Annotated in this window: 12 protein-coding genes; 9 read left to right on the forward strand and 3 right to left on the reverse strand. The window is 68.6% G+C overall.

Features of this window, described 5'->3' with window-relative positions:
- Nucleotides 1-237: 237 nt before the first annotated feature.
- The gene (locus ABTY61_RS06755) at nucleotides 238-1,635 is read left to right on the forward strand and encodes a helix-turn-helix transcriptional regulator (RefSeq protein WP_350503839.1); all 1,398 of its coding nucleotides are present in this window, start codon (nucleotides 238-240) and stop codon (nucleotides 1,633-1,635) included.
- Here ABTY61_RS06755 and ABTY61_RS06760 read toward each other — a convergent pair.
- From ABTY61_RS06760 to ABTY61_RS06770, 3 genes are all read right to left on the reverse strand, one after another.
- Complete coding sequence (locus ABTY61_RS06760) at nucleotides 1,613-3,400, reverse strand: S9 family peptidase (RefSeq protein WP_350503840.1); 1,788 nt, start codon at nucleotides 3,398-3,400, stop codon at nucleotides 1,613-1,615. The two genes, ABTY61_RS06755 and ABTY61_RS06760, sit on opposite strands and share 23 nt — an antisense overlap.
- Before the next feature lie 159 nt (nucleotides 3,401-3,559).
- Nucleotides 3,560-4,285 (reverse strand): RibD family protein, encoded by a 726-nt coding sequence (locus tag ABTY61_RS06765; protein WP_350503841.1) that lies wholly within the window; start codon nucleotides 4,283-4,285, stop codon nucleotides 3,560-3,562.
- Complete coding sequence (locus ABTY61_RS06770; RefSeq protein ID WP_502895234.1) at nucleotides 4,285-5,760, reverse strand: helix-turn-helix transcriptional regulator; 1,476 nt, start codon at nucleotides 5,758-5,760, stop codon at nucleotides 4,285-4,287. The genes ABTY61_RS06765 and ABTY61_RS06770 overlap by 1 nt, the downstream gene beginning before the upstream one ends.
- 96 nt (nucleotides 5,761-5,856) lie before the next feature.
- Between ABTY61_RS06770 and ABTY61_RS06775 the strand changes: the two genes are divergently transcribed.
- The 8 genes from ABTY61_RS06775 to ABTY61_RS06810 all read left to right on the forward strand — a co-directional run bounded on the left by ABTY61_RS06775 (nucleotide 5,857) and on the right by ABTY61_RS06810 (nucleotide 13,955).
- Nucleotides 5,857-5,994 carry a hypothetical protein gene (locus ABTY61_RS06775; RefSeq protein WP_350503843.1) on the forward strand — a complete coding sequence of 46 codons (138 nt, stop codon included), beginning with the start codon at nucleotides 5,857-5,859 and terminating at the stop codon, nucleotides 5,992-5,994.
- A gap of 14 nt (nucleotides 5,995-6,008) precedes the next feature.
- Nucleotides 6,009-7,199, forward strand: a complete 1,191-nt coding sequence (locus tag ABTY61_RS06780) for a cupin domain-containing protein (protein WP_350503844.1) — start codon at nucleotides 6,009-6,011, stop codon at nucleotides 7,197-7,199.
- A 29-nt stretch (nucleotides 7,200-7,228) separates the two neighbouring features.
- The gene (locus ABTY61_RS06785) at nucleotides 7,229-8,041 is read left to right on the forward strand and encodes an aldo/keto reductase (RefSeq protein WP_350503845.1); all 813 of its coding nucleotides are present in this window, start codon (nucleotides 7,229-7,231) and stop codon (nucleotides 8,039-8,041) included.
- A complete protein-coding gene (locus tag ABTY61_RS06790; protein ID WP_350503846.1) occupies nucleotides 8,022-8,870 on the forward strand; it encodes a hypothetical protein in 849 nt (282 codons plus the stop codon). Before ABTY61_RS06785 ends, ABTY61_RS06790 begins: the two co-directional genes overlap by 20 nt.
- Nucleotides 8,871-9,378: 508 nt before the next feature.
- Nucleotides 9,379-10,509, forward strand: a complete 1,131-nt coding sequence (locus ABTY61_RS06795; protein WP_350503847.1) for a radical SAM protein — start codon at nucleotides 9,379-9,381, stop codon at nucleotides 10,507-10,509.
- Complete coding sequence (locus tag ABTY61_RS06800; RefSeq protein WP_350503848.1) at nucleotides 10,506-11,321, forward strand: aldo-keto reductase family protein; 816 nt, start codon at nucleotides 10,506-10,508, stop codon at nucleotides 11,319-11,321. Before ABTY61_RS06795 ends, ABTY61_RS06800 begins: the two co-directional genes overlap by 4 nt.
- Nucleotides 11,322-11,439: 118 nt before the next feature.
- Complete coding sequence (locus ABTY61_RS06805) at nucleotides 11,440-13,152, forward strand: carbamoyltransferase family protein (protein WP_350503849.1); 1,713 nt, start codon at nucleotides 11,440-11,442, stop codon at nucleotides 13,150-13,152.
- Nucleotides 13,149-13,955 carry a hypothetical protein gene (locus ABTY61_RS06810; protein ID WP_350503850.1) on the forward strand — a complete coding sequence of 269 codons (807 nt, stop codon included), beginning with the start codon at nucleotides 13,149-13,151 and terminating at the stop codon, nucleotides 13,953-13,955. The genes ABTY61_RS06805 and ABTY61_RS06810 overlap by 4 nt, the downstream gene beginning before the upstream one ends.
- The last annotated feature ends 3 nt before the right edge of the window (nucleotides 13,956-13,958 follow it).

The following is a 13,958-nucleotide window of genomic DNA, read 5'->3' on the forward strand; positions in this document are numbered from 1 at the left end:
CGACCTGGATCAAGTGCGAAGGCTGTGTCCACGGCCGGTGTCCCTCCTGGAGGCGATGCCGATCGCGCCCAAGACCTGGGCGAGAGCGCTGGGCAAGTGCGAGGACCCGAGCCGGTGCGATGGTCGAGTCCGTTCGGTGCTGCCCAACTTGGGCGGGTCATACGGAACCACCAGCCAAAGCCCCTGTGACAGTGCAGACTTGTTGCATCGTGTGGCGTTGATGTTGAAAATCTGCCCATGACCTGCGGAGTCAGCGGTCAAAAATTCTCTTGGGGGTGCGCAATGGCGCGATGGGGGCGGCTCGCCGTGTTGCGCAGGACCGCCGGCTACACCCAGGAACAGCTGGCTACGGCAATGGATGTGGATCGGGCGACAATCCACCGATGGGAGAACGGCAAGGCGACGCCTCGCCCGTGGCAGATGCCGAAGCTCGCCGAGCTACTGAAGGTCTCCCGGAATGAGTTGCGCTCGGCTGTCTTCGGGAACCCGGATTACGGTCCGCAACCAGAACCAGGGGCAGGGCCAGGCGAGTCCCCGGTGGTCGCGCTTTCGCTGCCGGAACCAGGTATTGCCGAGCAAAGAGCCGCTTCCGGCGTTGGCGATGCCGGACAGCGGCTCGCCATGGTGGACTCCCTGATCAGCGACTGGGCATCCGTCAACTCGAACACCCCAGCTTCCGCTCTGTCGCTGTGGGCCACGGAAGAAGACGTCGTTGTCGCAGAGGGCATGCTCGGCATGTTCCGCCAACTCGACCACACACACGGGGCCCGTCAGCACTGGCGGCAGGTCAGTTCCTACATCGACACCGAACTCGAAGGACTTCTGCGCCGACCTGCTGTCGATGAACAGGTCGCACGTCAGCGCGCCCAGCTCACGGTCGGTTTCTGCGAGCTTGCCGGATACCAGGCCGTCGACATCGGTAACCCCGCCCGGGCCCAGGAGTACTACCAGCGCGCCTTGGCCCTGACGATGGCAACCGGCGATCAGGCGTACGGCGCCTACCTCGTGGCAGTGAACCTCGGACACCTCGCCTTGCACTGCGGGAACCCGGAGACTGCCCTGCGGTGGGCCTCCTCCGCCCGCGCTGCCGCCGGTACCGCCGCGAGCCCGGCCACGCGCGCGGCCATCACCGCCGTCGTCGCCCGCGCGAACGCCAGAATGCTCAGGGAAAGCGAGGCGACCCAGCTGATCCTCGAAGCCGAGAAGCTCCTCGACGCAGCCAGCGCGGAAGACGAACCCACCTGGATCCGCTACTTCACCCACGGCTACCTCGCGGACGAGGCCGCGCACTGCCTCCACGACCTCGGCCGCGCGCCGGACGCCAGGATCCAGCTGGCCGACGCGCTCGGAGGCGTCGGCAAGGACAAGGTCCGCCGGCGCGCGATCGACGCCGCCCTGCTCGCCACGACCTGGCTGCGCAGCGGGGACGTCGACCAGGCGTGTGCGGTCGGCCGCGATGCTGTCGCCTACGCCGCCAGGACAGGATCAGGCCGGTGTGTCGAGCGGGTGGCCGGCATCCTGGCCGACCTGCAGGCACACGCCGACTACGTCGCGGTCCGGGAACTGCGTGAGTTCGCCCGGGCCGTGCTGCCGGACGCCGACAGGCTGGCGGTCATGCTGGCAGGTGGCTCATGATGCGCCGGTAGAAGTCGAGTTCGGCTCGCAGCGCCTGCTCCCGTGCCAACGGCGCCGACAGGTAGTGGTCGCCGCCCTCCAGCAGCAGGCTGCCATGGTCACTGCCTCGGCCGGCCAGCTTCTCGGCGAAGTGCATGGCGTCCTCCGCAGACGTGATCGTGTCGGCGGAGCCGTGGATCACCAGCACGGGGCAGCGGATCTGCTCGGGCTTCACCGCGCCGGCGGGTCCTCGCAGCGCGGCTGCGTGCGGACGCTGGAACGCCGGTACGGACAGCTCCCACCTCGCGGGGTCGATGATCGGCGAGATGGCTGTCGCGGCAGTGAACGGTCCTGGGCGGCATGCCGCCTGGAGCGCCGTGTACCCGCCGGCGCTCGCCCCGCTGACGAACACCGCTCCAGGAGTCGCCTGGCCGATCATCAGGAGATGCTCTGCGACGGCCGAGCAGTCGTCGACGTCGAAGTCGCCCCAGTGGTCGTGCAGCGACTGCCGGAAGGCGCGTCCCTGACCCGTACTTCCTCGGTAGAGAACTTCGGCGACGATGAAGCCGTGGCTGACGAAGTACTGAGTGACCCAGTCCAGCCGTAGGGGGACATCGTCCGTCGGACCAGGATGGGCCCGCACGAGGAGGGGACCCGATCGTGTGTCCCCCGGCGGTAGGTGCAGCAGGAAGCGCACCGGCCCACCCGGAGCCGCAGTGGTCTCTACCAAGGGAGGAACTGGCGTCCAGGGAACAGGGAACTCGGAAGCCTTGCCCATCGGGAGGGCCTGGACATCCGTCTGCGCCGCCAGATCGACCGACCAGATGGCCGGCGGGCTGCTTGCTGTGGAGCCGACCACGGCGAGGAGGCTGCCGTCGACGGTGACGTACGGCTTCACGGATGTGAGATTCGAGCCCAGCCGTTGCCGACGGCCCTCGGGGTCGATGGCGAGCAGCTCGGTGGTGAATCCGTTCATCACCGTCAGCACGACGGTGCCGTCTCCAGCGAAACCGTACGACTGGTAACCGCCTTCCCAGGGCGCCGGCGCGCAGTCCGCCTCGATCGGTGCGACTGCCTCCACTACGCCATTGCGCAGCCGGTACAGGTTCCACCACCCTGTCCGGTCGGACATGAAGTACAGCAGGCCGTCTGGTCCCCAGGACGGCTGCACCGCCGACTCCCCGGGGCCGCCTGCTACAACGCGGGTCGGTCCGACGGTGTCCGATCGGATGTCTGCCAGCACGAGGCGAGTGCTGTCCCACGGCATCTGGTCGCGCTGCCACTCCACGTACGCGAGGGTGCCTGCTGCCAGCCGAGGGGAGCCGAGGAAGCCGCAGGACCGAACCAGGACTCGGGTGTGCCCGGCCCGGGACACGGCGACGATCTCGTCCACGGTGTCGTCCCCGCGAACCGCGAGCAGACCACCGCCCGGTGCCGGAGCGAGGTCTCCGTAGTGGGCGGACCCGACGACAGAGGCGATCCGCTCGGGCACGCGGCCAGCCGCTTGCCGAAGGAGGGAACCGTCGTCACCAACGAACCACACTCCCCCCGATGTCACCGCGAAGGCGCCGCCACCGTAGGCATGGAGCTGGCCTCCGACCGAGAAGTCGGGGGGCGTCACCGCGACGGCCGTGCCCGACCGGTCGGCGCGCATGACCCGGCGGCATCCGCCGTGATCAGGGTCCGACTGCAACCACCACAGTGAGCCCGACGCCGACTGGAGCTCGTCGTACGCCACCACCTTCCGGGCCACCCACTCGGGCGGGAGCCCGATGCCCTCAGTCATACAGTCGCGGTCCTCTCAGCATGCGCTGCTGGCTGCTCGTAGGCTATCCGCCGCCCGGAGAGCCACCGTACCCGGCCGTGGGCTGAGGAAACCTTCCAGGTCAACGGCGGTGGCTCTCCCGCACGGGAACTCAACGACGGGCGTGGGCGCACCCGAAGATCAGTTAGACGCTGGCTTGGGGGCGTACCGCAGCAGCACGACGTCGCCGATTGTCCGGGCCTCCAGAAGTCCCATCCGTCGGCCACTTCCACCGGGGTAGTTCGCCGGGTGGAGGAAGCGTGGTGCGGCGGCGTCGCCGACAAGCAGCGGGGCGATGGCGAGGTGGATCTCGTCGGCCAGCCCCTGGGAGAGGAACTGGGTGTGGATCTGCCCGCCGCCTTCGACCATGAGGCGCTCGACCCCGCGGGCGGCCAGGTCGTCGAGCAGTGCGCCGAAGTCGACGGTGGGGCCGGTGCTGACGACGTCGGCAAGGCCGTCGAGCGTCTCTCGGAGCTTCGGTTCGGCAGCGTCGGTGGTGTAGACGACCTTCTTGTCACCGAAGTGCCAGAACTTGAGGTCCCGGCCCAGATCGCCGCTGGCGGAGATGGTGACCTTGAGCGGGTACTCGGGCTTGCCGGCCGCGATCCGGTCGGCGCGGCGCTTGTCGCTGTTGACCAGCAAACGGGGATTGTCGCTGCGCAGGGTGTTTCCGCCGATGAGGATGGCGTCGGATTCGGCTCGTACCTGGTCGACGCGGTCGAAGTCCTCGGCGTTCGACAGCAGTAGACGCTCAGGGGAAGCGTCGTCGATGTGACCGTCGACGGAGGTCGCGACGCTCAACAGGACGAAGGGGCGGGAGGCCATCGGCGGTCCGTTCTCTCGGGACAACAACAGGGCTCTGGTCATCAGACTTCATGGAGCAGGACGCTGTCGAGCGCCTGCCGGAAGTGGGCGACTTCCGGTACGCCTCGACACTTTTGCAGCAGGGTGTCGAGGCGCGCCAGCTCGGTGAGGATCCGGGCTGACCCGGTCGTTGCCGCAATCGACAGCGCCGAGGCGGCGGTTGTCGCGGCGTGCTCTGGACCCTCGGTGTGGAACTGGGCGATGGCCGAGCGGGCGAGGTAGACGCCGCGGTCTCGCTGGTAGCTCGCGGGTAGGGCCCGGATCGCCTTCTCAAAGCTGGATGCCGCCTCACGGTGGCGCCCCAGGGACGACAACGCCCGGGCGCGCTGGGCCTCCACGTAGGGCTCGTTGAGCCACCGGCCTCGGCCGAAGGGTGCCTCCGGCGGCTTGGCAAGTAGCGCGAGAGCTTGGTCGAAGGCGTGCTGGGCTGTCCTCTCGTCGCCGAGTAGCGCGTGTCCGTGGGCCGCGTACACCGCGCCCATGGCATTCAACCGAGTTCCCGCGCCGGCCAAGTGCTGAGCCGCGGCCGCGAGGTCGATCGCCTCGATGGAGTCCTGCATGTCGCCGGCGAGCTGGGACTTCCGCGCCATGATGTAGGCGGTCAGGTCCCGTTCGCCGGAGGCACTCGCCCAGTCGACGGCGCGGTCCGCCCAGTACTGAGCGGCACGGTGATCGCCGCTGTCCTGGTAGAGCCAGCTGCAGAACTCGGCGTATTCGGCCTGCACTTGCAGAAGGTCGTGCCGGTCCTGGCCGGAGGCCTCGCGGCGAAGGTGCTGGATGAGGCGGACATGCTCCTGGGCTGTGGCGACGACCCCGCGAGGCCCCAGGACGTTGTCGCACTCGACCAGCGACCTGCGGAGCACCCGCATGTTCTCGACCGGGTGGATCCCAGGAGAAAACGCTGGCGGGACTGCCAGGGTGCCGGTTGGTGCGGAGTCCATTGAGGGTGTGACGCCGAGGACAGCCGGGCCGCCACGCAACAGGGGCCGACGCGGCAGGTTCACGAAGACGATCCTCCCGTCGGCCGTCCGGCAGCCGACGCGGGCGCCGCCGTCCATGAGGGCCATGGACGCCACCCCGGCCGTCGCCTCCTCGATGTCGGATGTCTCCCTTTCCGGGGTAGGAGCTTGCCGGCCAGCTCCATCCAGCAGCGAAGTACTACGCGCCGGCCTGATGTTGCTGGTCGGCCCGGCGCCCAGCAGGGCCTCGGAGAGTTCCTTTTGGCCAACCCGCAACACGCTGGCGAGCTTCGGCATCTGCCACGGACGGGGCACAGCCTGACCGCGATCCCACCGGCCTACTGTCGACCGGTCGACCTCCATCGCGAACGCGAGGGACTCCTGCGTGTGCCCCGCGCTCACGCGCAACGCGATGAACCGCTCGCGCCGTGCCCCCATCGACCGTCCCCAAGCCTGCCGAAACCCGCTCGGGCCAGAAGTTGCCAGGCCAGCGGACGCTTTGCCGCACAGATGCAGCATCAATGCATCAATTCTGCTCTGTTCAAAGACGGTTCGCAGCGATTTCGTAGGTCTCGCCGGACACCCCGGCGATACCACTGGAGGAGAGGACAAGGCATGGAGAGCACCACGCCCGCCGCCCACGACGACGAGGGCGGCCTGCTGGTCGCCGTCCGCAACATCCGAGCCGCCCGTTCCCGGGCCGACGTGCCGTCCGACAACACCGGCGGCCGCTCCGACCAGAACGACACCTGAGCAGGACGCCCACGATGCCTGAATCCGCCTCGTGGGCGGTGCGCCTGAGTGGGGACCACTTCCTCACCCAGGCGCTCCACCGCTCCTACGCCGTGATCCCCGCAGAAGACGCCGACACCGCTCCCCTTCTGTCCTGGGACGATCTGAACACCATCCTCGCCACCCACCGCATCGACCCGCCCCGATTGCGGCTCTCGCAGGACGGCCAGACCGTCCCCGTCAGCCGGTACTCGATGCCGACCACCAGCCGGCGCGGTGTGACCTGGAACCGGCTGCACCCCGCCCAACTCCACGCCAGGCTCGCCGAAGGCGCCTCCCTCGTCGTGGACGCGATCGACGAGATCCACCCGCCGATCCGAAGCTCCGCCGAAGACCTGGAGCGTTTCGTCGGCACGCCCGTGCAGACCAACGCCTACGCCTCCTGGACCGAGCAGGAGGGCTTCGGCAGGCATTGGGACGACCATGATGTTGTCGTGGTTCAGCAGTACGGGGCGAAGCGCTGGCGTCTGTGGGAGCCGACCAGGCTGGCCCCGACCTTCCGTGACGTGGACTCACCGGAGGAGCCCGAGGGCGAGCCGGTCGCGGATTTCGTCCTCCTGCCCGGGGACGTCCTCTACCTGCCCCGTGGATGGTGGCACAGCGTCACCGCCGACCAGGGCACCGAATCGCTCCACCTCACGTTCGGACTCGTCGCCCAGACCGGCGCCACCCTCGTCGGGTGGCTGGTGGATGAGCTGCATGAGAGCACCGTGATGCGGATGGATGTCCCGCGCCACGGCGCACCGGACGCGAAGGCCGCGTACCAGAACGAGCTGCGCACTGCGCTGCTCACCGCGCTGTCCGACCCCGGCCTGATCGACCGCTGGGCACTATCCACCGACACCACTCACTTCGGCCGACCGGCGCCGTCCCTGCCCTACGTGGACGCCCTTCCCGCGGACAAGGACATCGCGGTGCGACTCACCGCTCCGCGCGCCGAACTCACCAGCAATCCGGGCGCCGGGACCGTCACCTTGTCCGCTGCCGGCACCGCGTGGGACTTCGCCGAGCGCGCCGCCCCCGCCTTGCGGATCCTGATGACCGGGGACATCGCCAGCATCGGCGAACTCGCTGACGCCGCCGGCCTGGAGGTCAAGGACGCGGCTGGCGTCCTGACCGCCCTCGTCCAAGGCCAGGCCCTCGCCATCGTCAAGGCCAACCGGTGAGCCCGGTTCTCGGCCTGGGGACCTATCGGGTGCGCGCCGCCGACGATGCGGCGCGCATCATCCTCACGGCAGGAGGCCGATGGATCGACACCGCCCCCAACTACGCCCACGGCCGAGCGCACCGTGACCTCGCTCCCGTCCTCGCCCAGCACCCGGAAGCCAAGGTGGCGACGAAGACCGGCTTCCACCCGGACGGCCGCCACAGCCTTGCCCCCCTGGACGTCCGCGCCCAGACCGAGGAGTCGCTCGCCGTTCTCGGCCGTGCCGACCTCGTGTTCGTCCACAACCCCGAGCGCTCGAGCCGTGACAGGCAGGAGCTGCACCGCGACCTCGGGGCCGCGTTCGCGGTACTGGAAGAGTTCGCCGAGGCCGGCCGCATCGGGGGCTACGGCGTTGCCACCTGGTCCGGTTTCACGGAGCAGACCTTCACCGTTGCCGAGCTGGCCGGACTGGCCCGGGACGCCGCCGGATCGGGGGACCACCACCTCGTCGGTGTGCAGATGCCGGTCAGCCTCGTCATGGCCGAGCCGCTCACCCTGGCCCTCGACGGTGACGGCCCGCTGATCCACGCGCGCGACGCCGGAATCACCACGTTCGCTTCCGCCCCACTGCATGGCGGCGAACTGCCGCGTCTGATGACACCCGAACTGGTGAACCTCATCGCGCCGGGAGCGACACCGCACGCCGCCGCGTTCCAGGTCATCGGAGCGTGCCCGGCGCTGGACGTCGTCCTCACCTCGACCAGCATGCGTCGACACTGGGACGATGCCAGGGCGGCTCTTGCCGAACCGATCCCCGACGAACGACTCAGGAAGGTGCTTGATGTCCTTTCAGTCGGATGACGACACCCGGCACGGCCTGACGGCAGCACACAAGAAGGCTGCCGCGTTCCTCGGCCTCGTGTGTACCGGACCGCCGGTCTTCGGTACCTCCGGATCCACCATCGGCCGCCAGGCCGAGAACACCTGGCTCCGCGTCTCCAGGGGCAGCCGCCACCGGGCACCTCGGCCGACCGGCCAGGGGGCCCTCGGCGCGGAGCAGTTCCTTCCCGCATCCGTTCCGCGACCCCGGCTTCACGACACCGTGGACTGGACCGACGCCGGCTGGTTCTACCAGGCCGACGTCTTCGACCTGGTAGGTCCCGCGGTCTCCTCCACCCCGGACCTTCGCGACGACCCCGGCCTGGACGCGGGCTGGTGGACCGCGCTGAAGGGCGCGCTGGGCGGCGTCGCGGAAGCAGAGGGCACGAAGATCACTCTGCGACAGACGTGGGTCGAAGAGGTCTTCCCGAAGTACCTCGGCATCCCGGCCCCGGCCGAAGTCGAGCGGACCACCGGGCACGGTGACCTCCAGTGGGCCAACCTGACCACCGAGCCGCTCAAGATCCTCGACTGGGAGCGCTGGGGCCTCGTGCCGGTCGGCTACGACCCCGCAGTCCTGTGGGTGAGCAGCCTCCTCGTGCCCGAGGTCGCGGACCGCATCCGAACGGAGTTCGCCGACATCCTCGACACCCCGGCTGGACGCATCGGTCAACTGATCGCTCTCGCGGAGATGCTCCAGGCCGTTGACCGCGGGTACTACCCGGAACTTGCCCCTCTCCTCGCTGACCGGGCACGTGAGCTGACTGGGGTCACCCCGCCGCAGGGCAACGACCCAGGCCTGTTCAGGTAGGCCCGCTCGCCCGGACGGCCCTCGCGCGCGATCGGCTTGCCGCGAGGCCGCACAGTTGATGCGAGCGCTTCGAACTTCCTGACGGTCGCCTGTGGCTCTCACCAGTCGAGCGCCTTCATCTTGTGGAAGATGCGGGCCATAAGGTGCTCGGCGGCCCCCAGATCGCGGCCTGGGCCGTCCTCGTTGAGTTGGCCCAGCGACAGAGCTGGTGCTTCGGTCAGGGCTTGCCGCCGCTCGCGGTGCGGTGGGAGCCCGGCTTCGCGCTGCCACCCACGCAGGACCGGCCAGGTGGGTACGCCAGGCAGCCTTACTGGTCTCGCGTTTCGGGACGTCCCCAGAGCGTCCCGAAACGTGGTTGGAAGGCGCCAGTAGAGCCGCCAGAATCGGGGGAATTCTCCGTTCTGACGGCGCAATGGACTCGGAGCCTGGAAACAGCGCCCGCTTCTGGAACCGGCTCAATTCGTCCAGCTCTCTTCCTGGACGTTATTCCCCTGAAAGGCAGGTGCCCATGAAGCACGAATCCAGGCAGACGTCCCTGAAGGTGATGGACAACCGGTACTCGCCGGGCATGCGCAAATGGAACCTCCGGTTCGGCATTACGTCCCGCTGCAATATCCGCTGCCAGTACTGCCTTCCGGAAGGGAAGCAGGGAGTCATCGTTCAGCCTTCGCTGGAGGAGGCGATCGAGGTCCTGCAGGCCGGCTATGACATCGGCTTCCGGAGGGTCCACTACACCGGTGGAGAGCCGACCGTGAGGCGCGACTTCGTGGATCTGCTGCGTGCCGGCAAGGAGATCGGCTACGACCAGCAGATCGTCACGACCAACGGCTACCGCCTGCACCACTTCATCGAGGAGGCGATCGATGCCGGCCTGACCCGAGCGATCGTCAGCATTGACACCCTGGACGATCAGCGCAATCTGTTGATCACCCGGCGGGGCTTCCACAGTGACACCCTGCGCAGCATCGAACGTTCGGTCGAGTTGCTGCCGACCCTGACGAAGATCTCGTGCGTGACGATGCGCGACACCCTTCACGAGCTGCCCGCCTTCATCGACTACGCCCGTGAGCTGAACAACAGCGGAGGGGCGGGCCAGCTGGCGATCAAGCTGAACCAGTTCTTCCCCTCGAACCCCGCCCAGCTCGGCGCCGAGGGCGAGGCCTTCTGGAAGAACCAGTTCGTGGAGGAGCAGGCGATCCTCCAAGCGCTCGCGAAGGCGGGTGAACTGCGGCCGGTGCGGCGGGAGTCGATCGAGGGCGACAATCCGAGCTACAACTACTTCGAGATCGGCGACACTGGGGTAAAGGTCGCGGTGCTCGCGATGTTCTCCTGGGACTACCCGTGCGGTGGCTGCTGGAAGCTGCGGATCAGCCCGAACGGGATGACGACGGTCTGCATCAGCCAGAAGAACCCTCCGGTCCTGTGGGGGATGTCCCTGGATGAGAAGCGCGAGACGTTCAAGCGGCTGACCGGCTACCGCGACAGCGAGCAGTTCGACATCGACAACCCGAACCGCAAGCACTACCGCGACCAGCTCGGCGAGTTGCGGTTCGACAAGGTCGTCGGCGAGCAGAAGACGATCGCGCACTTCCGCACCATCTTGACCCGCGAGGCGCTGGAAGCACGGGGAGAGATGTGACGGGCCTGGAGCGCCTGTGCTTCGGCACCTCGACGTTCGTCGCCGGCCGTTTGCTGCCCGGCAAGGACTCGCGGCCCGGTCTGGCCGCGCTGCGTACCGCACTGAAGGCCGGGGTCCGCACGATCCACTCCAACCCGCACCTCGGCACGCAGTGGGCAGTGCGGGAGGTGCTGGACCAGGTCGGCCCCGTTGCCGGGCTCCGTCACCTGGTCAAGGCGGAGTGCCCGCTGCGGGGGGACCTCGAAGCGCGCATCAACACGGCCATCGAGATGTCCACCGGCCAGCTGGGCATCGCCCGGATCGACGCGGTAGTACTGCAGGTTGACCTCAAACGCACGGAGCGGGCTGAACTTCTCAACGATCAGAAGGCGTTGAGGGATTTCTATCGGCATGGCTCCCGGGTCGCGTTCGCTTCCGGGCGGATCGGAGCGGTCTACGCCTACTGCCACGGCCCGGCCGCGGTCCGTGCTGCCCTGCGGGAGGAGTCGATCTCGGCCGTTGCCGCCCAGTACCACCTCGCCTCTCCGTGGCCGATCTCGCATCTGGCCCAGATCTCGCAGGCCGACCGTGGCTTCGTCGGGATGTCGCCGCTCAACCGCGGTGCCCTGATCGACCCGCTCGCCCGCGCCGCCCGCAGCAGGCTCCGTCCTCTCGCCTGGGCGCTACGTGATCCGCGTGTGGAGACCATCGCCATCACTATGTCCTCACCGGAACACGTCAACGAAGTGATCGACACCGTCCGGAACTCGCAACGCTCAAGGCCCTCCGGTCCCCGCACCAGCAGCACCGGACTCAAAGAGGCCATCCTGTGATTGGCCTTGCCCTTCCACGAACGGCCCCCGAGATTCACGTCCAGGTCGGCAGCGTGATCCTTGCCTCCAGGGCCCTGCGCCCGTGCGTGGGACGCCACAAGCGGATCGGCAAGGGCTGTTGACTCTGACCTTGGGGCTGAACTTCGGTACCCACGACGCGGCGGCGGCCATCGTTCACAACGGAACGGTGGTCGCCGCCGTCGAAGAGGAGCGCCTGAATCGGATCAAGAACACGAAGGTGTTCCCCGAGCAGGCGATCCGGGCCTGCCTGGACCTGGCCGGCGCCCACCCACAGGACCTCGACCAAGCAGCGCTCTTCGTCGACCCGAAGCTCCACCTTCTCCTGGCGCCGTCGAACCTGCGCTACGGCACACCGGCATCGATCGGCTCGCTGCTGTCCGACCTGGCCAAGTACCGCACGCGGCGCAGGCTGCCCCAGATGGTTCGCCGCAGCGGCCTCTTACCGGGCCACCTGCCGCTCATACCCGTGCCGCACCACCGGGCGCACGCCGCCAGCGCATACCTGACCTCCCCCTTCGATGACGCCCTGGTCGTCACCCTCGACGGCCGCGGCGAGTACGAGACCGCCGCGATCTACGACGCCACCGACCGCCGGATGACGAGGCGCCATCACATCGTCTACCCGCACTCGTTCGGATACCTGTACAGCGCCCTGACCCGGTACCTCGGCTTCCGGCCGCAGAGCGACGAGTACAAGGTGATGGGCCTGGCAGCCTACGGAGGCCCCCGGTACTTCGACCAGGTCAGGCGCCTCGCCTGGTTGGACCAGCGCACTGGCCGACTGCACCTGAACCTGCGCTACTTCGACCACCACCGCCGGCCCAGCGCCCAGCGCAACCTGTTCAGCCCGGCTCTGGTCGAACTCCTCGGGCCGCCCCGGCACCCCGAGGACGCGATCACCGATCGGCACCGCGATATTGCCCGCGCCCTCCAGCACCTCCTGGAGCAGCTGGTCTGCTCCTACCTCGCCTTCGCCCAGCGCCTCGTACCGCGACGATCGCTCTGCCTGGCCGGCGGAGTCGCACTCAACTGCGTTGCCAATGCCACGGTGATCGCCTCGGGCCGGTTCGACCGGATCTTCATCCAGCCTGCAGCAGGCGATGCCGGCACCTCCATCGGCGCGGCGCTGGCCACCGCGGCCAGCCCGGTCCGGAGCCCGCTTCGACACGCCTTCCTCGGCCCCTCCTACGACGAGGAGACCATCCGCTCGGCCCTGAGCGGCATCCCTGCCAACCGGTACCGGGTGCGGCGCACGGCCGAGCCGCACCGGGACGCCGCCCGGCTGCTGAGGGCGGAGAAGGTGATCGGCTGGTTCCAGGGCCGCATGGAGTTCGGACCGCGGGCGCTGGGAGCCCGCAGCATCCTGGCCTCTCCCAGGTACGCCGCGACCGCTTCCCGGATCAACGCGATGATCAAGCAGCGGGAGGCGTTTCGCCCGTTCGCGCCGGCCGTACTGGCAGAGCACGCCGACGACTTCTTCGCCCTGTCGTCCGCCGGCGCACTCGTCTACCCGTACATGCTGGCGACCGGCACGGTGCGCCAGCAGCAGCGGGATCGCCTTCCAGCCGTGGTCCACGTGGACGGCTCTGCCCGGGTCCAGACAGTGCACCGGGATACAAACCCCTTGCTGTGGAACGTCATTGATGCCTATCACCAGCTCTCGGGTCTGCCCGTCGTGCTGAACACCTCGTTCAACGGCGCGGACGAGCCGATCGTCTGCACCCCGAGCGATGCGGTCGCGACCTTCCTGAGGTGCGGCCTGGACGCACTCGTGGCCGGCCCGTACGTCATCGAGGAGACCACCCGGTGAACCACCCCGGCGGCATCATCCCCGCCCCCTTACGCATAGCGGTGGAACGAGAGTTCGGACCCGTCCTCCGCATCGAGGAGCGCCCTGGCGGCCACACCCCCGGCGTCTGCGCCGCCCTCACCCTGACCCACCGACGTGTCTTCCTCAAGGCGATAGCTGTCTGCCACCCGCTCTCGAAGGACCACCAGCTGGAGGCCGGGATCAACTCCGTCCTGCCACCTGGCCTCGGGCCCCGGTTGCTATGGTCCGACACCCTCGACGGCTGGCTCACCCTCGTCTTTGAGTACGTCGACGGCCGCCACCCGGACCTGAGCCCGCGCTCACCGGACATCCCGATGGTCCTGGAGAAGATCAGCATGCTGATCGACGTCCTGACCCCGAGCCCGTACGCCGGTGCCGCTCCGATCAGCGACCATCGTGCCTACCGGGCGGTGTCAGCGGAACTCCTTGCCGGTGACACGCTGCTCCACTGCTCCCCGCGGCCGGACAACCTGATCATCAACAGCGAGGTCCACGTGATCGACTGGGGTTCCAGTCGCGTGGGGGCGGGCTGGTTGGTGGCCGCGTTCATGGTGCCGCACTTCATCGTGGCCGGGCACAGTCCCCGCAGCGCCGAGGCGCTCGTCCAGACCGTCCCGGCCTTCAAGGCGGCGCCGCGCGAGGCTGTCACGACCGTTGCCCGGGTCCTGGCGACTTACTGGAGCAGCCGCATCGACCACTACCCGCCCGGCGCGCTGTACGACTACCGTGTCCGGGCCGCCCATGCCGCCGGCAGCTGGGCGGATCACTGCGACACGCCGTAGACA

The organism is Kitasatospora sp. NPDC096128 (genome assembly GCF_040303105.1).
GTDB lineage: Bacteria > Actinomycetota > Actinomycetes > Streptomycetales > Streptomycetaceae > Kitasatospora.

Excerpts from the sequence above, each read along its gene's own strand:
- ABTY61_RS06755 (WP_350503839.1), top strand. The coding sequence starts at position 238 with ATGACCTGCGGAGTCAGCGGTCAAAAATTCTCTTGGGGGTGCGCAATG.
- ABTY61_RS06760 (WP_350503840.1), bottom strand. The coding sequence starts at position 3,400 with ATGACTGAGGGCATCGGGCTCCCGCCCGAGTGGGTGGCCCGGAAGGTG.
- ABTY61_RS06765 (WP_350503841.1), bottom strand. The coding sequence starts at position 4,285 with ATGACCAGAGCCCTGTTGTTGTCCCGAGAGAACGGACCGCCGATGGCC.
- ABTY61_RS06770 (WP_502895234.1), bottom strand. The coding sequence starts at position 5,760 with ATGCTGCATCTGTGCGGCAAAGCGTCCGCTGGCCTGGCAACTTCTGGC.
- ABTY61_RS06775 (WP_350503843.1), top strand. The coding sequence starts at position 5,857 with ATGGAGAGCACCACGCCCGCCGCCCACGACGACGAGGGCGGCCTGCTG.
- ABTY61_RS06780 (WP_350503844.1), top strand. The coding sequence starts at position 6,009 with ATGCCTGAATCCGCCTCGTGGGCGGTGCGCCTGAGTGGGGACCACTTC.
- ABTY61_RS06790 (WP_350503846.1), top strand. The coding sequence starts at position 8,022 with ATGTCCTTTCAGTCGGATGACGACACCCGGCACGGCCTGACGGCAGCA.
- ABTY61_RS06795 (WP_350503847.1), top strand. The coding sequence starts at position 9,379 with ATGAAGCACGAATCCAGGCAGACGTCCCTGAAGGTGATGGACAACCGG.